The 23,193-nt window shown below is 69.6% G+C and carries 18 protein-coding genes; 10 read left to right on the top strand and 8 right to left on the bottom strand.

Annotated features, from left to right (window positions below; all coding sequences use genetic code 11):
• Nucleotides 1-11 precede the first annotated feature (11 nt).
• The 4 genes from G5C60_RS08705 to G5C60_RS08690 all read right to left on the bottom strand — a co-directional run bounded on the left by G5C60_RS08705 (nt 12) and on the right by G5C60_RS08690 (nt 5,181).
• Nucleotides 12-1,292: a sugar ABC transporter permease gene (locus G5C60_RS08705; RefSeq protein WP_165256453.1), complete on the bottom strand. Its 1,281-nt coding sequence runs from the start codon at nt 1,290-1,292 to the stop codon at nt 12-14.
• On the bottom strand, nt 1,289-2,065 hold the full coding sequence (locus tag G5C60_RS08700) for an ATP-binding cassette domain-containing protein (protein ID WP_165256451.1): 777 nt from the start codon (nt 2,063-2,065) through the stop codon (nt 1,289-1,291). The genes G5C60_RS08705 and G5C60_RS08700 overlap by 4 nt, the downstream gene beginning before the upstream one ends.
• A 113-nt stretch (nt 2,066-2,178) precedes the next feature.
• Nucleotides 2,179-3,276 carry a sugar ABC transporter substrate-binding protein gene (locus G5C60_RS08695; RefSeq protein WP_165256449.1) on the bottom strand — a complete coding sequence of 366 codons (1,098 nt, stop codon included), beginning with the start codon at nt 3,274-3,276 and terminating at the stop codon, nt 2,179-2,181.
• A 699-nt stretch (nt 3,277-3,975) separates the two neighbouring features.
• The gene (locus tag G5C60_RS08690) at nt 3,976-5,181 is read right to left on the bottom strand and encodes a PucR family transcriptional regulator (RefSeq protein WP_165256447.1); all 1,206 of its coding nucleotides are present in this window, start codon (nt 5,179-5,181) and stop codon (nt 3,976-3,978) included.
• 280 nt (nt 5,182-5,461) lie between these two features.
• On the opposite strand from G5C60_RS08690, the gene G5C60_RS08685 reads away from it, so the two are divergent.
• The 3 genes from G5C60_RS08685 to G5C60_RS08675 all read left to right on the top strand — a co-directional run bounded on the left by G5C60_RS08685 (nt 5,462) and on the right by G5C60_RS08675 (nt 9,309).
• Complete coding sequence (locus tag G5C60_RS08685) at nt 5,462-6,337, top strand: DUF4394 domain-containing protein (RefSeq protein WP_165256445.1); 876 nt, start codon at nt 5,462-5,464, stop codon at nt 6,335-6,337.
• A gap of 204 nt (nt 6,338-6,541) precedes the next feature.
• Nucleotides 6,542-7,891: a long-chain-fatty-acid--protein ligase gene (locus G5C60_RS08680; protein WP_206439257.1), complete on the top strand. Its 1,350-nt coding sequence runs from the start codon at nt 6,542-6,544 to the stop codon at nt 7,889-7,891.
• Nucleotides 7,888-9,309 carry an acyl-CoA reductase gene (locus G5C60_RS08675; protein ID WP_165256441.1) on the top strand — a complete coding sequence of 474 codons (1,422 nt, stop codon included), beginning with the start codon at nt 7,888-7,890 and terminating at the stop codon, nt 9,307-9,309. Before G5C60_RS08680 ends, G5C60_RS08675 begins: the two co-directional genes overlap by 4 nt.
• 92 nt (nt 9,310-9,401) lie before the next feature.
• On the opposite strand, the gene katG is transcribed toward G5C60_RS08675, so the two are convergent.
• The 3 genes from katG to G5C60_RS08660 form a co-directional block, all read right to left on the bottom strand.
• Nucleotides 9,402-11,618 carry a catalase/peroxidase HPI gene (gene katG, locus G5C60_RS08670; RefSeq protein ID WP_165256439.1) on the bottom strand — a complete coding sequence of 739 codons (2,217 nt, stop codon included), beginning with the start codon at nt 11,616-11,618 and terminating at the stop codon, nt 9,402-9,404.
• 33 nt (nt 11,619-11,651) lie between these two features.
• Complete coding sequence (locus G5C60_RS08665) at nt 11,652-12,092, bottom strand: Fur family transcriptional regulator (RefSeq protein ID WP_165256437.1); 441 nt, start codon at nt 12,090-12,092, stop codon at nt 11,652-11,654.
• Nucleotides 12,093-12,300: 208 nt separating this feature from the next.
• Nucleotides 12,301-13,014 (bottom strand): GntR family transcriptional regulator, encoded by a 714-nt coding sequence (locus G5C60_RS08660; RefSeq protein WP_165256435.1) that lies wholly within the window; start codon nt 13,012-13,014, stop codon nt 12,301-12,303.
• A 139-nt stretch (nt 13,015-13,153) separates the two neighbouring features.
• Between G5C60_RS08660 and manD the strand changes: the two genes are divergently transcribed.
• From manD to G5C60_RS08635, 5 genes are all read left to right on the top strand, one after another.
• Nucleotides 13,154-14,362, top strand: a complete 1,209-nt coding sequence (gene manD, locus G5C60_RS08655; RefSeq protein WP_165256433.1) for a D-mannonate dehydratase ManD — start codon at nt 13,154-13,156, stop codon at nt 14,360-14,362.
• Nucleotides 14,359-15,810, top strand: coding sequence for a mannitol dehydrogenase family protein (locus G5C60_RS08650; protein WP_165256431.1), 1,452 nt, complete (start codon nt 14,359-14,361; stop codon nt 15,808-15,810). Before manD ends, G5C60_RS08650 begins: the two co-directional genes overlap by 4 nt.
• Nucleotides 15,811-15,910: 100 nt before the next feature.
• Complete coding sequence (locus G5C60_RS08645; RefSeq protein WP_165256429.1) at nt 15,911-17,341, top strand: MFS transporter; 1,431 nt, start codon at nt 15,911-15,913, stop codon at nt 17,339-17,341.
• On the top strand, nt 17,338-18,417 hold the full coding sequence (locus G5C60_RS08640) for an L-idonate 5-dehydrogenase (protein ID WP_241266605.1): 1,080 nt from the start codon (nt 17,338-17,340) through the stop codon (nt 18,415-18,417). The genes G5C60_RS08645 and G5C60_RS08640 overlap by 4 nt, the downstream gene beginning before the upstream one ends.
• 45 nt (nt 18,418-18,462) lie before the next feature.
• Nucleotides 18,463-19,497, top strand: a complete 1,035-nt coding sequence (locus tag G5C60_RS08635) for a sugar kinase (protein ID WP_338145745.1) — start codon at nt 18,463-18,465, stop codon at nt 19,495-19,497.
• Between the two features lie 24 nt (nt 19,498-19,521).
• Here G5C60_RS08635 and G5C60_RS08630 read toward each other — a convergent pair whose 3' ends face one another.
• Nucleotides 19,522-20,310, bottom strand: coding sequence for an IclR family transcriptional regulator (locus G5C60_RS08630; protein ID WP_165256427.1), 789 nt, complete (start codon nt 20,308-20,310; stop codon nt 19,522-19,524).
• Nucleotides 20,311-20,412: 102 nt separating this feature from the next.
• Here G5C60_RS08630 and G5C60_RS08625 point away from each other — a divergent pair, with 102 nt between their 5' ends.
• Both G5C60_RS08625 and G5C60_RS08620 read left to right on the top strand, forming a co-directional pair.
• Nucleotides 20,413-21,846, top strand: coding sequence for a gluconate:H+ symporter (locus G5C60_RS08625; RefSeq protein ID WP_338145744.1), 1,434 nt, complete (start codon nt 20,413-20,415; stop codon nt 21,844-21,846).
• Nucleotides 21,847-21,860: 14 nt separating this feature from the next.
• Complete coding sequence (locus G5C60_RS08620) at nt 21,861-23,189, top strand: enolase C-terminal domain-like protein (RefSeq protein WP_165256425.1); 1,329 nt, start codon at nt 21,861-21,863, stop codon at nt 23,187-23,189.
• Nucleotides 23,190-23,193 lie beyond the last annotated feature (4 nt).

Raw genomic sequence — 23,193 nt, 5'->3', positions numbered from 1 at the left:
AGACCCAGACCTCATCGTTGTACGGCCCGGCGACGGGACAGCGCATCCACGCCTGCGGCCACCAGCAGAACCGAACCCGTGACAGCGTACTTGACCCCTGAGCTGTACCCCATCAGGCCCATGCCGTTCTGGATGACCGCGACCACCATGCCGCCGAGCACGGCGTCAACGACCCTGCCCCGCCCGCCGAACAGGCTCGTCCCGCCGATCACGGCGGCGCCGACCGCCAGCAACAGCACGTTGCTGCCACCGGTGTTGGGGTCGACCGAGTTGCCCCGGGACGCGGCGATGATGCCGCCGACTGCGGCCAGGGACGAGCAGATGACGAACGCGGAGATCCGGATGGCCGACACGTTGATGCCGGCCCGGCGGGCCGCCTCGGCGTTACCGCCCACCGCGTAGATGTGCAGGCCGAACGAGGTGCGCTGGAGCAGGAACGTACCGGCGACGAGCAGGACGGCGATGACCGGCACCACGATCGGCACGCCCTTGAGCGAGTCGACGATGACGTTGCGGCTGCGCTCCTGGTTGAGCAGGTGGACGGCGATCGCACCGAGCACCGCCAGGCCGCCGATCCTGACCGCGAGCAGGGTGAGTGGGGCGGGGGCGAGCCCGCGCCGCCGGCGGTTGCGGTTCTTCCGGAGCTGGATCGCCGCGTACGCCCCGACACTGACGGCGAGCAGTACCCAACCCAGCGCGGGGGAGAGGTTGTTGTTGGCGACGGCCAGGATCGTCTGGTCCCGGATGGAGATGTTGGTGCCTTCCTTCAGCAGCATCAGCACGATGCCCTGGAACCCGAGGAAGGCGGCCAGGGTGACCACGAAGGAGGGGATGCCGACCTTCGCCACCAGCACGCCGAGCAGCAGGCCGATGACCGTGCCGCTGAGGATCGCCGCCCCGGCCGCGCCGTACCAGGGCCATCCGTGGTCGGTGAGCAGGATGGCCAGAACGGCGGCGCAGACCCCGCTGGCGTACCCCGCGGACAGGTCGATCTCGCCGAGGAGGAGGACGAAGACCAGGCCCATGGCGATGGCGATGCTGCCCGCGCCCTGGGTCAGCAGGTTGGCGAAGTTCAGCTCGGACAGGAAGACCGGGCGCAGGGCGGCGAAGAACACGCACAGGACGATCAGGCCGAGTACCGCGGGGAGGGCGCCCAACTCGCCGCCCCGTACCCGCTCGACGTAGTTCCGGGCGACCGAGCGCAGACTCGCGACCTCGGCCGCTCCGTTCTTCTTCGACGTACCGGGACCGCGCGGCAGGTCCGGCTTCTCGGGGGCGACTGCGGCGGTCATGCGGTGACTCCGTTGCTGTGGGCGAGGCCGAGGTCCCCGCTGCGGCCTGAGGTGATGAGTTCGACGATCTGGGAGTACGTCACGTCCGACGTGCTGACCTGGGCGGCCGTCCGGCCCAGGTAGAGGGCGGCGATCCGGTCGGACACCGCGAAGACGTCGTTCATGTTGTGCGAGATCAGGACCACGGCGAGACCGTTGTCGGCCAGCCGCCTGACCAGTTCGAGGACCTGTGCCGTCTGGGCGACACCGAGCGCGGCGGTCGGCTCGTCCAGGATGACGACCTTGCTGTTCCACAGCACGGCCTTGGCGATGGCCACGGTCTGTCGCTGGCCGCCGGAGAGACTGGAGACCTGCTGGCGGATGGACTTGACGGTGCGGACCGACAGCCCTTCGAGGGTCTGGGCGGCCATCTCCTCCATCGTCGCGTCGTCCAGGACGAGTCCCCGGCGCTTCTCGCGGCCGAGGAACATGTTCTGCACGATGTCGAGGTTGTCGCAGAGCGCCAGATCCTGGTACACGATCTCGACGCCCATGGCCGCCGCCTCGCGCGGGCTGTGCACCTGGACCTGCTCACCTTCGAACCAGTACTCGCCGCCGTCGAACGGGTGGATCCCGCCGATGCACTTGACCAGGGTGGACTTGCCCGCACCGTTGTCTCCGACGAGGGCGGTCACCTCCCCCGGGTGGACGTCGAAGGACACGTCGTGCAGTACCTGCACGGCGCCGAAGCTCTTGTCGATCCCGCGCAGCCGAAGGATCGGGGTCGCTGTCATGGAAGACGGCTCCTTACGGTCGTGAGGTCGCGGACCCCGGGGGAGGTGGGAGCCCCCGGGGCCCGCGGTCGGGCAGCCGGACCAGGGGTGACGGTCCGGCCGGCCGGTCAGGGCTACTTGATGCCGGCCTTTGCGCACAGGGCGGCGTACTTGCCCGTGCACAGCTCTGCCTTGGTGACGAAGCCGTCGTCCACGACGTCCTTGACGTTGTCCTTGTAGATGGCCACCGGCGTCTCCAGCACGGACGGGACCTTGCGCTTGCCCTCCGGGTCCTCGACGGTCGCGTTTGTCTCGCCCTTCTCGCCCTTGGCGAGGGAGATGGCGAGCCTGGCCGTGGCGTCGGCCTCCTTCTTGACCGCCTTGTAGACGGTCATGCACTGGTCGCCCGCGAGGATGTTCTGCAGGCCCTGCACGGTGGCGTCCTGGCCGGTGACCGGGACCTCGCCGTTGCGGTTCTGCTTGCGCAGGACGGCGATGGCCGCGTTGCCGAGACCGTCGTTGGCGGCGAGCACGCCGCCGACCTTGGGCTCGCTGGTGAGCATCTGCTCGAAGATGGTGCCGGCCTGGGCGTTGTCCCAGTCCGGAACGGACTGGTCCGGGCCCTTCACGTAGTCGCCCGACTTGTACTTCGGGTCGAGGACGCCGTTGTAGCCCTCGGCGAAGAGAGTGGCGTTGTTGTCCGTCGGGGAGCCGTTGAGCGTGGCGACGATGGGCTTCTCGGCCTTCATGTCGGTCAGGCACTTGCTGAGGCCCTCGCCCTGCAGCTTGCCGACCGCGGTGTTGTCGAAGCTCACGTAGTACTGGGCGGAGCCGCCGAGGGTGAGCCGGTCGTAGTCGATCGTGGCGACGCCCTGCGCCTTGGCCTTGTCCAGAACCGCCTTGCCCGTGCCGCTGTCCAGGTTCACGATCACCAGGACGTTCACCCCGCTGGTGATCATCTGGTCCGCGATGGTCTGGAACTCCTGCTTGTCGCCCTGCGCGTTCTGGATGTCGTACTCGACGCCCGCGGCCTTGAACGCCTCGGACAGGTACTTGCGGTCCGCGGTCTCCCAGCGGGCCGAGGACTTGCTGTCCGGGAGGATCACACCGATCTTCGGCTTGGCGTCGGAGCCGGAGCCGGAGTCGCTGCCGCTCGACGAGTCGTCGCCACAGGCGGTGAGCGAGCTGACCAGCACTACCGAGGCGGCGGTGAGGAGGAGTCCCTTGCGCATGGGCAGGGTCCTTTCTGGTGTTACGGCCGGACGACCGGACGTACGAGGGTGGTGAGAAGGAAGGCGAGAAGCGCGCTCTCGGGGGAATTGCCGGGTGTCGGGTGATCCGCCCGGCTGAATGTTGTGAGCGGGAACTTACGGCGCTCCGGAACCCGTGCGCCAGAGTGCGGGAGGCGCTATTTGTCATCCGCCATAACAATTAGGTGACGCTGTCGCAATGCGGCGACCTCGCTGCCTCCTGTGCGCCATGAATCCGGAGAGAGCATGAGGCCGTGCGCGATGGCCGGCCGTGCAGTGGCCCATGGAGCGGCGTGGCGCGGAGTGTCCGCGCCGGTGGCGCTTCCACAACCGTGACCGGGCCCGCGCGCGTTGGAGTGCAGGAGGGCCGGTCCGGAGTGGTGAGCCGCTCCGCAGGCGCACCGGCCAGGGGGATCTGATCAGCTCAGGGCAGCTACCGCTCGGTGGCCTTGCGGGCGTGTGTGTGGGGCGCGCCGTATTGGGTCAGGCGCTTCGGCTGGCGCCGAGGTGCGCATCCGCCGGACGCGGGGCCTGCGCCTGCGCCTTCGGAATCGAGTGGTTTCCGGGCAACGCCTGGCACGCCGTGCGCAGGGTCTGCATCATGGGACCGTGGATGCGCTGTCGGTACGGGAGTGACGGTGTCACTCCGGTATGGGGGTGACGGTGTCGCTCGGCGCGGAGTCAGGCCCACGCGTCCGACAGCCGCCGCGTCACGACGGCGCTGAGCGTGCGTATGCCGTGCGCCGAACCCGGGTCGATACCGGTGAGTTCACCGACCCGGCGCAGGCGGTAGTCCAGGGTGCGCGGGTGGACGTTGAGGGACGCTGCCGCCGCGCCGCGGTTCATGTCGTGGCGGTAGTAGGCATCGAGCGTGGTCACGAGGTCCGGGCCCGGTTCGAGCCTCCGGGCCACTGTGTGGAGCCAGGCGTCGATGAACGGCACGTCCGCGACCGCGAGTTCGACGAAGACGTCCGCCATGGTGGACGGCCGCAATCGGCGGGACGGCTTCCCCAGCGGGGCCGTCTTGCTGATCCGGCGGGCCCGTTTGAGGGCGGCGGGGAGTTCGTCGAGCGGTGCGGTGGCGGTGCCGGCGGCGCAGGGGCGGCCGAGTGCCTCGGCGAAGTCCCCGACGAGGTCGGCTACGGCGCCGGGTGCCGAGGGCAGCCGTATCTCCTCGTCGGCACACGGCACGACGGCGATCAGCTCACCGCCCTTCGTGCCGCTCTCCGGATACCAGACGGCCGGTACCCGGTGTGTCTTCACGAGCGTTTCGATCTCGATGTCCAGATCATGGTCGCCCAAGGGGCGGTCCGGCACGCGGATCACCGTGACGGCGCAGAATTCGGGGAGTTCCAGGTCGAGGGCGGCTGCGAGGTCCGCGGCCATGGGGTCGCCGGTCAGCAGTGACCTGGCCAGCAGGGCGACCTGTTCGACGTAGGGCAGTCGGCGGCGCAGCACCGTCACGAAGCCGTGTCGGTAGGCGACGATGCCGCGGTCGCCCTGCGGGGCGAACCAGGTCATCACCTGCATGAGTTCCTCGACATCGCCGCCGCGCAGGCCCTCGGCCGCCTCATGGATGTCGCGCAGCATGAGCATGGTGTGCAGTTGCAGTACCTGCTGCCGCGAATCCGAGGACATTCCGGCATCGGCCCGTACCTCGCCGATGGTCGCGATGTAGCGGAGGTCGTCGTCGGTCAGCTCGCTGTTGTCCGGAGACAGCTCGATCGTGCGGCGCCGCAGCCACACCGAGTATTCCATCGTCTCTGCTTTGGCCCGGGGGTTGGTTTCCCACGAACGGAACTCCGGAATCTCGCGCAGATACGTCTCGACCTCACGGCGGGCGTTGGTCGGCGCCTGCCGGGTCAGTTCGGCGAAGAGGCTTCCCATGGGCGGGAGCCTGCCATCGCAGGTGAGCGGATCGACAGGCGAAATCCGGACGTGGTTTTATCACTTCGCGTGAATCGACGGCCTTTGACCTGCCCGGGTATTTGTCATGGTGCGCAAAGTTTCCGAATCAAGGCGGCGTTGTTCCTTGATCCGGTTGTGGAGCTGCGGTGAAGGCGGCTAAATGACAGTCGTCAACATGCCGAAATTCGCATTCGCAGAGATTCGCATCGCGTGTGCAATTTTCCTCGATGGCATTCGATCGAACGGGAGGGGAACACTGATGAAAGCAGGAATCAGAAAGAGACTCGCGGCGGCGGCCGCGGTCCTGTCCGTTTCCGCGGCACTGCTGGTGAGCGCGCCCGGCACCGGTTCGGCCGCCACCACCGCCACGCCCAGCTTGCGGGCCTTCGGGATCACCGGCGACGGCAGCCTGATGGCCACCTTCACCACGGACCGGCCGGACCGGCTCGACTGGGTCCAGGTCATCACCGGCCTCAGTGGCGACACCAAGCTGCTCGCCATCGACCACCGGGTCCAGAACGGCCTGATGTACGGCCTCGGTGAGAAGGGCGGCATCTACACGATCAAGACCCCGCCGCAGACCTCCGACGTGGTGGTCACCAAGGTCTCCCAGCTCCAAGTCCCGCTGTACGGCACCAACTTCGGCTTCGACTTCAACCCGGCGGCCGACCGGCTCCGGGTCGTCAGCGACAATGGCCAGAACCTGCGGCACAACCTCAATGACCACACCACGGTCGAGGACACCACGCTGACCACCCCGCCGCTCACCGGGCCGACCCGGGGCGTCACCGCGTCCGGCTACACGAACAACGACCTGGTCGCCGCCACCGGGACGCTCCTGTACGGCATCGACACCACGACGGACAACCTCGTCCTCCAGGCGCCGGCCAACAACGGCACGCTGTCCACGGTCGGCTCCCTCGGCTTCGACGCGCAGCCCAACGCGGGCCTGGACATCTTCAGTTACCTGACCAACGGCAAGACGACGTCGGTCGCTGCGTTCGCCTCGCTCACCCCGTACGGCGCGAGCACCCCGACGCTCTACAGCGTCAACCTCGTCACCGGTGAACCGACTCCGATCGCCCGGTTCCCGCTGAACATCACGTCCGTGGCGGTCACCCTCACCGGAAGCTGACCCGCACCGACACGCACGGCGGCCCGCCGGTTGTGAAGGGTCTTCGCAGGCGAACAGCCTGCGGAGGCCCTTTTTCGCGAGCGGTCCGCAAGCGAGACAGGCTATTTATTTAAATAATTACTCCGAGAGTACTTCACTAACTGATGCCTGGCCTTCATGCTGTTCGCCATCTCGACCTCGTCATCGCGCCAACTGATTGAGGTGATGTCTGTGTCAAGCGCACGCGAGCAGATCCGGGCCCTGGTCCCGTCCGGCGACGCCTTCGGCCGTCCCGCCGAGGAAGTGCGGGAGTTGCAGCTCGAAGCCGCCCGGGAGGCCTTCGCCGCGCACCGTGAGCGGATCCCGCTGCTGCGTACCCGCGCGGAGGAGACCGGCGTCCGCGAGGTCACCGGTTTCGACGATCTCGTGCCGCTGCTGTTCTCGCACACGAGCTACAAGTCGTACCCCGTCTCCCTCATCGACGGTGGCCGGTGGGATCGGCTGCTGCGCTGGTACTCGACCGTGTCCGTCGTCGAGCCGGACGACGTCGACGTCGAGGGCGTACGGGACATCGACGAATGGACCGAACGTGTCACGGCCACCGGTCACCGGCCGTACATCACCAGCGGTACGTCCGGGAAGGTGTCCTTCCTCAACTGCGACACGAGCGACCTGGTATTCCTGCACGACATCCTGGAGCACCTCACCTGCTGGCCCGACCCACTGCCGCCGAAGCCCACGAGGCGCGGCTATCTGCTGGCTCCGGCGAGCGGCCCGATGCGTTCCATCGACGGCTTCCTCTGGCACGCGGAGGTCTTCGCGCGGCCCGGCGAGACCCGGCTGCTGACCGACGAGCCACTGAGGGTGTCCGAGCTGCTGAGCAGCGCGCTGCTGCGCCGGCGGATGGCCGAGGGCACCGCGACCCCGCAGGAGATCAGCTCCTTCGAGTCTTCGTCCGAGGCGCGGGAGCAGGAGTTGGGCGCGGCCGTGGCCCGGATCGTCGACGACATCGCCGAACACCGTGACGAGCCGCTGCTGATCGCCGGGATGAACAACCAGCAGTTCGCCCTGATCCAGGCACTGCGGGCCCGAGGCGTGCCCGACGGAGGCCTGCACCCGGACACCCTGGTGCTCAGCGGTGGTGGCAACAAGGGCCGTGCGCTGCCCGACGACTACCAGCAGCAGTTGGCCGCCTTCTACCACGGCGTCCGGCGGGTGCGCAGCTACGGCATGACGGAGCTGCAGGGTTCCTGCCCGGCCTGCGAGAAGGGCCGCTACCACGTGCCCCCGTGGGTGATTCCGCTGGTCCTCGACGAGGCGGGCGAGAAGCTGCTGAACACCGGACACGGCGTGGTGGAGGGCCGGTTCGCCTTCCTGGACGTCTCCCTGTCCGGACGCTGGGGCGGACTGATCACCGGCGACCGCGTCTTCGTGGACTTCTCGCCGTGCGACTGCGGCCGACCGGGACCCGTCGTCCTGCCGGACATCCATCGGTACGGGGACCTCGGCGGCGACGACAAGATCACCTGCGCCGCGACGCTCGACTCCTACGTGCGGGGGATGATCCACGGATGACCGGGACGACGCTTGACGGCACCGAAGCGGCCGGACGGCAGGAGGCGGACGGTCCGGTGGCCGTGGTGCACGTCGTCCGCGGCGAGGCCGACCGGACCCCGCACACGCGCCACGGCCGCCCCGGCGCGGCCTTCACCACGCCGGCACTCGACCTGGACCGCCTGGTGTGGCCCCGTACCGAACCCGGCCCCGCCTTCCACATGCCCGTCGCGGAGATCGTCGACCTGCTGGTGGAGACCGGGGAGGCACTCAAAGCGGACCGGGACGGTCTGCTCGCCGAGGCGCTCGACCGCCTGGTCCGGGTCAGCCCGCTCCCCGGGGAGGTGCTCGAACGCGCCTACGCCGCGCTGTGGCGCGGCTTCCAGCGGCCCGCCCTGTACGCCCAGATAGACCACGAACTCGGCGGGGCGGAGATGCTCGACGGCTGGCGCGAGGTGCGGCTGCCCGAAGGCCGGACCTCGGCCATCCGCGCGTTTCCCCCGCGTCTGGTGCACATCATCGCCGGCAACGCCCCCGGCGTCGCGGCGATGTCCGTCGTGCGCGGTGCCCTCACCAAAGGCGTCAACCTGCTGAAACTGCCCTCGAACGACCTGTTCACCGCGACCGCGATCCTGCGCACGATGGCCTCGGTGGCGCCCGGTCACCCCGTGGTGCGCTCGTTCTCCGCGGTGTACTGGCGCGGCGGCGACGAGGCCGTGGAGAGCGTGCTGTTCCGGCCGCAGTTCTTCGACAAGCTGGTCGCCTGGGGCGGTGAGGCCACCATCCGCGGTGCGCTGAGATACGTGGGGCCGGGATTCGAACTCGTCTCCTTCGATCCCAAGACGTCCATCTCGGTGATCGGCCGCGAGGCCTTCGCGTCCGCCGAGGCCCTGGACCGGGCCGCCGACGCGGCCGCTGTCGACGCCACGTTCTTCAACCAGCAGGCCTGTGTGGCCAGCCGCTTCCAGTTCGTCGAGGGTTCCGAGGAGCAGGCCGACCGCTACGCCGCGCTGCTGTGCGAACGTCTGGGGATCGCCCGGGAGTTCAGCTCGGCCGACGGGCCGCGGGTTCCCGCGGAACTCCGCGAGGAGATCGACGTACTGCGGTCTCTGGCGCCCGAATACCGGGTGTGGGGCGGATACGACGGCGGGGGCCTGGTCATCCGCTCTCCCGAACCGGTCGAGTTCCATCCCGACGGCAAGATCGTCAACGTCGTCCCCGTCGCCGCCCTCTCCGACGCCGTCGCGTATGCCGGTGTCGCCACCCAGACGGTCGGCGTGTACCCCGATGCCCGCAAGGCGGAACTGCGCGACGCCCTGGCCTGCGCAGGCGTGCAGCGCGTGGTCTCCCTCGGCAGGGCGGGCGGCATGCCGCCGGGCCTCTCCCACGACGGCTTCCACCCCTTGCGGCGGCTCATGCGCTGGGTGAACGACGAGTGACCCGCGCGGGCTGACCTGCGCGGGCCGTGATCAAAGATGCGTCCGGGCCGGCCGACTTGCGTCGGCCGGCCCGGACGTCGTGATCAGATCGTTCAGACGAGGTCGAACCGGTCCAGGTTCATGACCTTGTCCCACGCCCCGACGAAGTCCTTCACGAACTTCTCCTTCGCGTCATCGCTCGCGTAGACCTCCGCGAGCGCACGCAGCTCGGAGTTCGAGCCGAAGACGAGGTCGGCACGGGTGCCCGTCCACTTGACCTCGCCCGTGGCGGCGTCGCGCCCCTCGAACGTGGTCTGGTCGGCGGACGTCGCCTTCCACGTCGTACCCAGGTCGAGCAGGTTGACGAAGAAGTCGTTCGTCAGCTTGCCGGGCGTCTCGGTGAGCACGCCGAGCTGCGACTGCTGGTGGGTGGCGCCCAGGACGCGCAGACCACCGACGAGGGCCGTCGTCTCGGGGGCGCTCAGGGTGAGCAGGTTGGCACGGTCGAGCAGCAGGTACTCGGCCGGCAGCCGGTTGCCCTTGCCGTGGTAGTTGCGGAACCCGTCGGCGGACGGCTCAAGCGCGGCGAACGACTCCGCGTCGGTGTGCTCCTCCGTCGCGTCCACGCGGCCCGGGGTGAAGGGCACCTCGATGTCGACGCCCGCGTCCTTGGCGGCCTTCTCCACGGCCGCCGAGCCGCCGAGGACGATCAGGTCGGCCAGGGAGACCTTCTTGGCACCGGAGTTGAACTCCTGCTGGATGCTCTCCAGGGTGCGCAGGACCGTCGCGAGCTGGTCGGGGTCGTTGGCCTCCCAGCTGCGCTGCGGCTCCAGGCGGATGCGCGCACCGTTGGCGCCGCCGCGCTTGTCGCTGCCGCGGAACGTCGAGGCCGACGCCCACGCGGTGCTGACCAGCTGCGAGACGGTCAGACCCGAGTCGAGGAGCTTGGCCTTGAGCGACGCGATGTCCGCGGCGCCGATGACCTCACCCTGGGCCTGAGGCAGCGGGTCCTGCCACAGCAGGGTCTCCTCCGGGACCTCCGGGCCGAGGTACAGCGACTTCGGGCCCATGTCGCGGTGGGTCAGCTTGTACCAGGCGCGGGCGAAGGCGTCCGCGAACTGGTCGGGGTTCTCGTAGAAGCGGCGCGCGATCGGCTCGTAGATCGGGTCGAAGCGCAGCGACAGGTCGGTGGTGAGCATCGTCGGAAGCTTCGTCTTCGACGCGTCGTGTGCGTCGGGGATGATCGCCTCGGCGTTCTTCGCCACCCACTGGTTCGCGCCGGCCGGGCTCTGGGTGAGCTCGTACTCGTACTCGAACAGGTTCTTGAAGAAGTTGTTGCTCCACTGCGTGGGCGTCTCCGTCCACGTCACCTCCAGGCCGGAGGTGATGGCGTCGCCGCCCTTGCCGGTGCCGTGGGTGCTCTTCCAGCCCAGGCCCATCTCCTCCATGGAGGCGGCCTCGGGGTCGTCGCCGACGGCGTCCGCCGGGCCCGCGCCGTGCGTCTTGCCGAAGGTGTGACCGCCCGCGATCAGGGCGACCGTCTCCTCGTCGTTCATCGCCATCCGGCGGAACGTCTCACGGATGTCGCGGGCCGCGGCGATCGGGTCCGGGTTGCCGTTCGGGCCCTCCGGGTTGACGTAGATGAGGCCCATCTGGACGGCGCCGAGCGGGTTCTCCAGCTCGCGGTCGCCGGTGTAGCGCTGGTCGTCGAGCCAGGTGGTCTCGGGACCCCAGTACACGTCCTCCTCGGGCTCCCAGACGTCCTCACGGCCGCCGGCGAAGCCGAAGGTCTCGAAGCCCATCTGCTCCAGGGCGACATTGCCGGTGAGGATCATGAGGTCGGCCCAGGAGATGTTCTGGCCGTACTTCTTCTTCACCGGCCACAGCAGACGGCGCGCCTTGTCCAGGTTGCCGTTGTCCGGCCAGCTGTTCAGCGGGGCGAAGCGCTGCTGCCCGGCGCCGGCGCCGCCGCGGCCGTCGCTGATGCGGTAGGTGCCCGCGCTGTGCCAGGCCATACGGATCATGAGCGGGCCGTAGTTGCCGAAGTCGGCCGGCCACCAGTCCTGCGAGGTCGTCAGCACCTCCGCGATGTCCTGCTTCACGGCGGCGAGGTCGAGGGACTTGAACGCCTCGGCGTAGTCGAACTCCTCGCCGAGCGGGTTGGCCACCGCGGGGTTCTTGGCAAGGATCTTCAGGTTGAGCCGCTCCGGCCACCACTGGCGGTTTCCGCCGCCCTGCGTCGGGTGCAGAGCGCGCCCGTGCGCGACCGGGCAGCCACCTGTGCCCTCCGTCTTGGGGTCGGTGACGATTGCATCGGGATTCTCAGCCATGGGAGTCCTTCTCAACTAGGTGAATCATGGTGCTCAGGCACTGCGGGCGGTGGAACAGCCGGGACACAGGCCCCAGTAGACGACCTCGGCCTCGTCGACCGAGAAGCCGCGGTCGTCGGACGCGGTCAGGCAGGGGGCGTGGCCGACCGCACAGTCGACGTCGGCGACGACGCCGCACGACCGGCACACCAGGTGGTGATGGTTGTCGCCGACCCTTCCCTCGAACCGGGCCGGGCTGCCGGGCGGTTCGATGCGGCGTACGAGTCCCGCCGCGGTCAGTGCGTGGAGGGCGTCGTACACGGCCTGCAGGGAGATGTGGCCCACGCGATCACGCACCCCGGAGGCGATCGCCTCGACTCCGAGGTGGTCACCGCCCCGGACGGTCTCGAGCAGTGCGACACGGGCGGACGTCACCCGCAGGCCGACACCGCGCAGCTCCTCGGCGGTGGTCGGGGGCTGCCGGGATGTGGTCATGACGCAAACCTACCTCGACAAACACGAATGACTCAAGAAAAAGAATGGTTCTAATTTTGTGCCGCGTCGCGCGATGTTTGTACCGCTATGGCGTGGTATGCCGTCCAAAGGGTGCCAGGGGCACGATGGAACGCCGACCGGCGGCGGCTGCCGATGGACCGCATCGACCACCCGTCCCGTTCCGGGAACAGGGGGGCTCCTGGGACGGCTACTCCCAGACCACGACGTTCCGGCGCACCGGTGCCTTCGAGGGGCCGGAGGCGAACAGCTCCGGTGAGTGGGCGCGGATGCGCTCGATGTCGCTGAAGACGGCCCGCAGGTGGGAGCGCATCGCGGTGCGCGCGAGCGGCACATCACCGCCGACGACCGCGTCGAAGATCTCGTGATGCTGGGCGGCGAACACGGCGGGCGACACGTTCTCGTGGAGGCCGAGGCGCCTGGCCCGGTCCAGATGGCCCTTGGCGGCGGCGACGGTCGTCCAGGCGTTGCCATGGCCGCTCAGCCGCATCAGGCCCTGATGGAAGGCCTCGTCCAGCTCGAAGAACTCCTCGAGTCCGAGGTCCGCGCGCTGCTGCTGTTCCAGGTTGCCGCGCAGTTCCGTGACGAGCGCCGGGTCGAGCTCGGGCGGCAGGTCGTCGAGCGAGGCGAGTTCGACGGCTTCCCGCAGGAACTGGGCGTCCGCGACCTGCGCCGGGTCCACCCGGGAGACGAACGACCCGATCTGCGGGAAGACCTGCACCAGGCCCTCCTGCGCGAGAAGGATCAGGCTCTCCCGTACCGGCGTGCGGCTCACACCGAGCGACGCGGCGAGCTCGTTCTCCGACAGGGCGGCGCCGGGCGGGAGTTCGAGGGTCAGAACCATCTGACGCAGCGTCGTGTAGATCGCGCGCCGGTTCGTCCGCTGCCGGTTCGGTGGGGCCATGAGCCCATCGTATCGATGACACGGGTATTGCCGTGCTGTGCGACAGATGCTTGTATACAAGTACTGCCCGACAGTATGGGTCCCTGTGCGCCGGGCACATTCCCGGCGTATGAGCCGCCGCCTGTAAGGAGAGCCACCGGTGAGCAAGATCGAGCGCGTCGAGGTGTTCGTCGCCTCGCCCGGGCGCACGTTCGTCACGCTGCGCATCACCACGACCGACGGTGTGACCGGCCTCGGTGACGCCACGCTCAACGGGCGTGAGCTGGCCGTCGCCAGTTACCTGCGCGACCACCTCGTCCCCTTGCTGATCGGCAAGGACCCCGCCCGCATCGAGGACATGTGGCAGTACCTCTACCGGGGCGCCTACTGGCGGCGCGGCCCCGTCACCATGACGGCCATCTCCGCCGTCGACACCGCGCTGTGGGACATCAAGGGCAAGACCGCCGGGCTACCCGTCTACCAGCTCCTCGGCGGACGGTCCCGGGACGGCGTCCTGGTCTACTCGCACGCCAGCGGCACGGACGTACCGTCACTGCTGGACGACGTCGAGCGTTACCTGGAGCTGGGCTACAGGGCGGTCCGCGCCCAGGCCGCGGTACCCGACGTCGGCGGGACCTACGGCATCCGCAAGGGCAAGGTCTACGAACCCGCGGCAACGGAGCTCCCCGACGAACAGCCCTGGGACACCGAGGCCTACCTCGGGTTCGCGCCCGCCTATCTGGAAGCGGTGCGGGAACGCTTCGGCTTCGGCTTCCACCTCCTGCACGACATCCACCACCGGCTCAGCCCGATCGAGGCGGCCCGCTTCGGCAAGAGCGTCGAGGCATGCAGGCTGTTCTGGATGGAGGACCCGACCCCGGCCGAGAACCAGGAGGCCTTCCGCCTCATCCGCCGGCACACCACGACACCGATCGCGGTGGGGGAGGTGTTCAACTCGATCTGGGACGTCCAGCACCTGATCACGGAACAGCTCATCGACTACGTACGCACCACCGTGGTGCACGCGGGCGGTATCACGCACCTGCGGCGGATCTTCGACCTCGCCGCCCTCTACCACGTACGGACCGGCTCCCACGGCGCGACGGACCTCTCGCCCGTGAGCATGGCCGCCGCCGTGCACCTCGACATCGCCGTGCCGAACTTCGGCATCCAGGAGTACATGGGCCACCCGGACGAGACCGCCGAGGTCTTCCGCACCGGCGTCACGTTCGCCGACGGCATGCTCCACCCCTCCGACGAGCCCGGTCTCGGTGTCGAGTACGACGAGAAGGCCGCCGAGCGCTTCCCGTACCAGAGGCGCTACCTCCCGGTCGCGCGCCGCCTCGACGGCTCGGTGCACGACTGGTGAGCGCCGCCGGACTTCCCCCGCTCAACCGCAAGGCGCTCGCCGGGCTCGCCCCCGAACAGCGTCCCGCGGCCGATCCCGCCGAACTGCGCACGCGCATCGTCCACTTCGGACTCGGCGCCTTCCACCGGGCGCACCAGGTCGTCTACACCGAGAACGCCGCCGCCTGCTCAGGCGAACCCTGGGGCATCACCGCCGTCGCACCCCGGTCGGCCGAGACGGTGCGCGCACTGCGGGACCAGGACTGCTTGTACTCCCTCACGGAACGCCGGCCCGGCGGCAGCCTCTCCCGTGTCGTCGGCGCGGTCACCGGCGCGCTCGCCATGCGCCCGGACGCCGCCGCCGTGGACGCCCTGCTCGCCGACCCCGAGGTGACGGTCGTGACGCTGACCGTCACGGAGAAGGGCTACCACCGGTCGGCGCGGACCGGCGGTCTGGACACGACGGACCCGGCAGTCGCCGCCGACCTGGCAGCGGCCCCAGGTGGCCAACTCACCACCGTGGTCGGACGCCTGGCCGCCGGCCTTGCCGCCCGCATGCGCGCCGACGCATCTCCGGTCAGCGTCGTGTCCTGCGACAACATGGCGGACAACGGCGTCGCGCTGAGCCGGGTCGTGTCCGACTTCGTCCGCGCCTCCGCCTGGCCGGACCGCGCGGAGATCCTGGACCGGCTGGCCGAAGCCGTAGCCTTCCCCTCGACCGTGGTCGACCGGATCGTACCCGCGGCCACCGACGCCGACCGGGCGGCGGCCGGTGCCGCGCTCGGGGTGCACGACGCCGTCCCCGTGGTGGGCGAGCCCTACCGGCAGTGGGTCCTGGAGGACTCCTTCGCCGCACCCCGGCCGCCCTGGGAGCTGGACGGCGCCCTGTTCGTGCCGGACGTCGCGCCGTACCAGCTCACCAAGCTGCGGCTGCTCAACGGCTCCCACTCGGCGCTGGCCTGCCTGGGCCTGGCCGCGGGCCGCACCACGATCGCCGACGCCATGGCGACCGACTGGGGCGAGCACCTGGTCAGGGCGCTGTGCGCGGAGGTCGCACCCACCCTGCCCGCCGGCGGTCCCGATCCGGGGACGTACGCCGACGACCTCGTCGTACGCTTCCGCAATCCCGCGATGCACCACCTGCTGCGGCAGATCGCCTCCGACGGATCGGTGAAGATCACCGAACGCTGGCTGCCCGCCCTGCGTTCCCTGCGGGCGCGCGGCGCGGCCACCCCGGTGCTCGAACTCGCCCTCGCCGGCTGGGTCAACGCCACACGCCCGCCCAGCGACATCACCGACCCCGCGCGCGACGCGCTCGCCGCCTGCTGGGCGTTGGCCGCACGTCCCGCGGAGACGGTGAGCGCACTGCTGCGCGTCGTCGGCGCGGCCGACCTGGCGGATGACACAGCCCTCACCACAGCCGTCGCGGACCGCCTCTCCGCCCTGCGGGCGGGCCGCGTCGACATCTGAACACCCGCAACACCCGCACCCCTTCCCCCCCTTTGTCCCTTTCTCCACGCTTTCCCCGCGTTCCACCCGCTCAACGCAGTGCCTGAACAACGGAGTTCACATGAAGGACAGCGTCACCGCCGCGCAGCCATCGAGTACCGCCCAGCGGACGACACGCGACCTCACCAAGGCCGCCGTCTCCGGCTGGCTCGGCACGGCCATGGAGTTCATGGACTTCCAGCTCTACTCGCTGGCCGCCGCGATCGTCTTCAACAAGATCTTCTTCCCGGACGTCAGCCCCGCGATCGGCCTGATCGCCGCGATGGCCACCTACGGCGTCGGCTATGTCGCCAGGCTCGCCGGTGCCGTCTACTTCGGCCGGATGGGCGACCGTCTCGGCCGCAAGAAGGTCCTGTACATCACCATTCTGCTGATGGGCGCCTCCACCACCCTGATCGGCGCCCTGCCCACCTACGCCATGATCGGCATCCTCGCGCCGATCCTGCTCGTGGTGCTCCGGCTCGCCCAGGGCTTCGGCGCGGGAGCCGAGATCGCCGGAGCGACCGTCATGCTCGCCGAGTACGCCCCCGTCAAGCGGCGCGGGCTGATCTCCTCCCTGGTGTCGCTCGGCACCAACTCCGGGACGCTGGCCGCCTCCGGGCTGTGGGCGATCCTGCTCGCCGTGCTCAGCGAGGAGCAACTGCTGTCCTGGGGCTGGCGCCTGCCCTTCCTGCTGAGCTTCGGCCTCATGGTGTTCGCGGTCTGGCTGCGACGCGGACTCAAGGAGAGCCCGGTCTTCGAGGAGCGGCCCGACGTCGTGGACGGCGTGGCGATGACCCGCAGCGAGGTCGAGTCCACGATCGCCGCGACCTCCGAGAACTCTGAGAACTCCGGGACCCCCGGGAGCGACGAGCACCGAAGCAGCGTTCTGGAGGCGGGCATACGCCAGCGCAAGGGCAAGGCGTTCTTCCTCGCGCTGGGACTGCGCTTCGGCCAGGCGGGCAACTCCGGCCTGGTGCAGACGTTCCTGGTCGGGTACATCGCCACCAACCTCTCGGTCGGGCGGTCCGTTCCCACGGACGCGATCGTGTACGGCTCACTGCTGGGCTTCGTCACCGTGCCGGCCGTCGGCCTGCTCGGCGACCGCTACGGCCGCCGGGCGGTGTACCTCGCGCTCACCGTGCTGACCATCGTCGTGGCCTTCCCGGTGATGCTGCTCATCAGCTCCGGTTCCACTCCGGCGGTCATGCTCGGCATGATCCTCGGCCTGAACATCGGTGTCCTCGGCCTGTTCTCGCTGGAGAGCGTGACGATGGCCGAACTCTTCGGATCCCGCACCCGGTTCACCCAGCTCGCGCTCGCCAAGGAGATCGGCGGCATCCTCGCCACCGCGATCGGCCCGGTCCTCGCGGCCACGCTCACGGCCGTCACCGGCAGCTGGTGGCCCATCGCCGCGATGCTCGTCGTCTACTCCCTCATCACCCTGGTCAGCGCGCTCATCTCGCCCGAGACGCGCGGACGCGATCTGGTCCGGCTGGAGGACGCCGTATGAGCCGTACGAGCCCTATGAGTCGTACGAGCGGAATGAAAGCCGTCGTGGTCCACGGGCCCGGAGACGTACGGATCGACGAACGCCCCCGTCCGGTGCCGGGCGAGGGTGAGGTGCTGCTGGCCATGGAGTGGGGCGGCATCTGCGGGTCCGACCTCGCCTACTGGAAGCACGGGGCATCCGGTACCGCCTCGCTCAAGCACCCGATGGTGCTCGGCCACGAGGTCGCGGGCCGGATCGCCGCACTCGGCCACGGGGTGACCGGCCTCGCCGAGGGGCAGCCGGTCACCGTCCACCCGGCAGAGCCGGTCGGCGACGGCCGGTTGCCGGAGCGGATCGCAGGACGTACGAACCTTCACCCGCGCGTCCGCTACTTCGGCTCGGCGGCCTTCCACCCGCACACCGACGGCGGGTTCAGCGAGTACCGGGCTGTGCGCGCGTCGCAGATCCGGCCCCTGCCGGACGGCGTCACCACCGAACAGGGCGCGCTGGCCGAGCCGCTCGCCGTCGCACTGCACGCCGTCGGCCGGGTTCCCGAACTGCGCGGCCGCAGCGTCCTCGTCAACGGTGCCGGGCCGATCGGCTCCCTGGTCGTCGCCGCGGCCAGGCACCTCGGGGCGGGCACCGTCGTCGCCGCCGACCTCGCCGCCTCCTCGCTCGCCGTCGCCCGCGCCATGGGTGCCGACGAGACACGTGACCTCTCGCGCGGCGAAGGGCTGCCCGAGGACGTGGAGGTGGTCTTCGAGGCGTCCGGCGCACCGGGCGCGCTCGGCCCGGTTCTGCGGGCCACGGCCCGCGGGGGCACCCTCGTCCAGGTCGGGAACCTGCCCGGCTCGGCCGCGCCCGCGGTCCTCGGCGACCTCGTCACCCGCGAGATCACCTGGATCGGCTCCTACCGCTTCGTGGAGGAGATCGACGACGCCCTGCGTGCCCTGCGGGACGGCCTGGACGTGGCGCCGGTGATCAGCCACCGCTTCCCGCTCGACCAGGGCGCGCAGGCACTGGCCGTCGCCGCCGACCCGACGAGCGACAGCAGCAAGGTGATGCTGCGCCTGGCCGACATGTCGCCCGGTACCTGAACCCCCAACGCCAGCCCTCAGCGCCAGCTCTCAGGAGGATGCTCCGTGCCCCTGCCGCCGCCCCCACCCCGCACTGCCGACCGTCCTGACCAGGTCACGGCGGACGTCGTGTGTGTCGGTGAGACGATGGCCGTCTTCAGCCCGCCGGACGCCCGCCCGCTCGCCGAACAGCCCACCCTGAGGCTGACGGTGGGTGGAGCCGAGTCCAATGTCGCCTGCGGGGTGGCGGGACTCGGCCACCGGGCCGCCTGGCTGAGCCGCGTGGGTGACGATCCGTTCGGGCAACGCATTCTGTCCGAACTCGCCTCGCGGAACGTCGATGTGAGCGGCGTCGAGATCGATCCGGCGCGACCGACCGGCGTCTACTTCAAGGATCCGGGCCCTGACAGCACTCGTACGCACTACTACCGGGGCGGATCCGCGGCCACGCTGATGAGCCCTGACCTGGTCCGGTCGCCCGTACTGAGCCGTGCCCGCATCGTGCACCTGTCCGGCGTGGCCGCCGCGCTCTCCGAATCCTGCGCCCGGCTCCTGGAGGCGCTCCTCATCCACCGGGCAACCGGCCCGGGAATCACGGGAGTCGGTGGGTCCGGCCGTGGGCCGGTCATCTCCTTCGACGTCAACCACCGCCCCGCCCTGTGGCGGAACGGCACCGCGGACGCCGCGGACAGCCTGCTGAAACTCGCCCGCGCCGCGGACATCGTGTTCGTCGGCCGGGACGAGGCCGAAACGCTGTGGGGCACCGCACGGGCGGACGCCGTCGCGGATCTGCTCGGGCCCGCGCCGCTCGTCGTCGTCAAGGACGCCGAGCACGGAGCCACTTCCTACTCCGGTGGCACCAGGACGTACGTGCCCGCCCTGCCCACCCGGGTCGTCGAACCGGTCGGCGCGGGCGACGCCTTCGCGGCCGGCTACCTGACCGGCGTACTGGAAGACCACGACGAACGCGCGCGGCTGCGCCTCGGTCACCTGGCTGCCCGTGCCGCGCTGAGCACCAGGGACGACGTTCCCGACATGCCCGCGCGGGCCGAGATCGACCCCTGTCTCGAACTGGACGACGCGGCCTGGCCCCCGCGATAGCGCCTTGGATCTCCCGTACGAGGGCTAACGCCAACCAGCTTCGCGAGAGGCCGACGGCAGGAGCGTCTCGATTTTCGCTCGGATCTCCCGCATGACGGTGACGATGCGGTGCTGGTGCTCGTCGGTGAGCCGGGACGCGGGTACCGAGCAACTGATGGCGTCCATGGGCGGCGTGTCGTAGCGCAGGGCGAAGCCGAAGCCGGCGATGCCGGTGACGGTTTCCTCCCGGTCGATCGCATAGCCGCGTTCGCGTGTCTCGGCGAGGTCGGTGAGCAGCGTGGCCCGGGTGGTGTGCGTGTTCTCCGTGAAGGCGGTCAACGGCTCGTCGGGCAAGGTGAGTTCGTCGTCGGAGCGCTCGGCGAGCAGTGCCTTGCCCAGGGCGCCGGCGTGTGCGGGAACCCGGCGGCCGACCCGGCTGATCGTGCGCAGGTATTCGTGGGACTCCCGGGTCGCGAGGTAGACGACGTCCGAGCCGTCCAGTCGCGCCAGGTGGATGGTCTCGCCGAGCGCGTCCGACGCCTCGTCGAGATACGGGCGGACCGTACGTACGCGCCTGTCGCTGTCGAGATAGCTGGTGCCGGTGAGCAGCGCGCGGATCCCGATGCCGTACAGCGACCCCGTCGCGTCGGTGCGGACCCAGCCGTGCTCGACGAGGGTCTGCAGCAGCGCGTACATGCTGCTTCGCGGCACGCCCAGCTCCTCGGAGAGTTCGCGCAGCCGCGCCGGCCGGTCGCCCCGCGCGGCGAGCAGTTCGAGCAACGCGACGGTACGGACCGCCGACTTCACCTCGGGTACGCCCCCAGCCTGTGACATGAGCCGATCGTAAGTCCGTCGGCAATCCGTCGGCCCACACCCATTGACCCGTTCCCGTCCACAAGCTTAGCCTCCATCCTCATACATAGACGCTGTCTTCATATGAGGACACCATCCATGGACCGGACATCCATGGAGCGGACTCGCCCCCGACCCGCGCACCACCGTCCGGCGCACAGTTCAAAGGGGAACTGGCACATGCCACTCGTTGTCGTCGGGATCAGTGTTCTGATCCTGCTCTTCCTGATGACGAAGCTGAAACTCAACGGCTTCGCCGCTCTCCTGCTCGTGGCCGTGGGTGTCGGCCTGGTCCAGGGCATTTCGCCGGAGAAGATCCCCGAAGTCCTCGCCACGGGCATCGGCGACCAGATCGGCGACACGATGCTCACCATCGGGCTCGGCGCCATGGTCGGCCGGGTGATGGGAGACTCCGGCGCGGCCCAGCGGATAGCGAACAAGCTTCTCGACATCTGCGGCCCGCGCTGGGTCCAGGTGGCCATGGTGCTGACAGCCATGCTCATCGGCGTCACCATGTTCTACGAGGTCGCGTTCGTCATCATCGTGCCCATCGCGTTCACGATCGTCCGCGTCACCCGGTCGAACCTGCTGTGGGTCGGGCTCCCCATGTCGATCGCCCTGTCCACCATGCACAGCTTCCTGCCGCCCCACCCCGGCCCGACCGCGGTGGCCGCGTCCTTCGACGCGTCGGTCGGACTGACGCTGTTCTACGGCCTGTTCATCGCCATTCCGGCCGGCGCGCTGATCGCCCTGGTGTGGCCGCGCCTTCCGTTCGTACGGGCGATGAACCCCTCCATCCCCAAGGGCCTGGTCAGCGATCGCGTCTTCGAAGACGAGGAGATGCCGGGCATGGCCTGGTCGCTGTCGGTGGCGCTGCTCCCGGTGGTGCTGATCGCCGGCGCCGCGGTCACCGACCTCGCCACCTCCGGATCGGGCCCCGTCCTGCACTTCGTCGCCTTCATCGGATCGGCGCCGGTCGCCCTGCTGCTGACGCTGTGCGTCGCGATCTGGGCGTTCGGCCCGCGGATCGGCCGCAGTCTGGAGGAGGTCAGCGCCTCGTGCAGGTCGGCGGCCCAGGCGATGGCGATGATCCTGCTCGTGATCGGCGCGGGCGGAGCCTTCAAGCAGGTCCTCGTCGACGGCGGGATATCCGACTACATCAAGGACACGACCGACGGCTGGTCCATCTCGCCGATCGTCCTCGCCTGGCTCATCGCGGTCATCCTCCGCGTGGCCCTCGGCTCGGCGACCGTCGCCGTCGTCACGGCCTCGGGCGTGGTGCTGCCGCTGCTCGCGGGCAGCGGAGTCCACCCCGAGGTCATGGTGCTCGCCGTCTCCTGCGGATCGATCGCCTTCTCCCACGTGAACGATCCGGGCTTCTGGATGTTCAAGGAGTACTTCAACCTGTCCGTCATCGACGCGATCAAGGCGCGCACCACCTACACGACAGTGCTCGCGATCCTCGGCCTGGGCGGCGTACTGGCCGTCGAATGGGCCCTGGACCTCCTCAACCTGTGATTCGGAGACCAGCCATGAGCCAGCCCATCGTCACCAAGTTCGCCGTCTATCCGGTCGCCGGCCGGGACTCCATGGAGCTCAACCTCTCCGGCGCGCACGGTCCGTACTTCACCCGGAACGTCGTCGTCATCGAGGACTCCGAGGGACGTACGGGACTGGGTGAGGTACCAGGTGGCGAGAAGATCACGCGAACCCTGCGGGACGCCGAGTCGCTTGTCGTCGGTGCGCGCGTGGGCGACTACAAGCGCGTCCTGCGGGCCGTGGGGGACAGGTTCGCGGACCGTGACTCCGGCGGCAGGGGCAGCCAGACCTTCGACCTGCGCACCACCGTGCACGCGGTCACCGCGGTCGAGTCGGCGCTCCTGGATCTCCTGGGCCAACACCTGGAGGTTCCCGTCGCCGCCCTCCTGGGCGACGGCAAGCAGCGCGATTCCGTACGGGTCCTCGGTTACCTCTTCTACGTCGGCGACCCCGACCGGACCGACCTGGAGTACGTCCGCGAGCCCGGCTCGGCCGTGGACTGGTACCGGATCCGGCACGAGGAGGCGCTGACTCCCGAGGCGATCGTCCGCCAGGCCGAGGCGACCTACGACCGGTACGGCTTCCGCGACTTCAAGCTCAAGGGCGGTGTCCTGGCGGGGAGCGAGGAGGTCGAGGCCGTACGGGCGCTCAAGGAGCGGTTCCCCGAGGCCCGGATCACCCTCGACCCGAACGGCGCGTGGTCCCTGCGGGAAGCCGTCGAGCTGTGCAAGCCCCTGGTCGGCACGCTCGCCTACGCCGAGGATCCGTGCGGAGCCGAGGGCGGCTACTCGGGCCGTGAGATCCTCGCGGAGTTCCGCCGGGCCACCGGGCTGCCCACGGCGACCAACATGATCGCCACGGACTGGCGGCAGCTGACCCACGCGCTGGCGTTGCAGTCGGTCTCCATCCCGCTCGCCGACCCGCACTTCTGGACCATGCAGGGTTCGGTACGGGTCGCCCAGCTGTGCAACGCGATGGGGCTGACGTGGGGCTGCCACTCCAACAACCACTTCGACATCTCCCTGGCGATGATGGCCCATTGCGGAGCCGCCGCCCCGGGGGAGTACAACGCCCTCGACACGCACTGGATCTGGCAGGAAGGCCTGGAACGGCTCACCACCGAGCCCCCGCGGATCGTCGACGGCGAGGTCGCCGTCCCGGACACCCCCGGCCTCGGCGTCCGCCTCGACATGGACCGGCTCCTCGCGGCTCATGACCTCTACCAGGAGAAGAAGGTCTCCGGCCGCGACGACGCCCTCGCGATGCGCTACCTGGTCAAGGACTGGACCTTCGACGGCAAGCGTCCCTGCCTCGTGCGCTGAGCCC

This window comes from Streptomyces scabichelini (assembly GCF_011045015.1).
GTDB lineage: Bacteria > Actinomycetota > Actinomycetes > Streptomycetales > Streptomycetaceae > Streptomyces > Streptomyces scabichelini.
The sequence above is the reverse complement of the archived record's forward strand: the minus strand, read 5'-3'. Positions and strand labels throughout refer to the sequence as shown.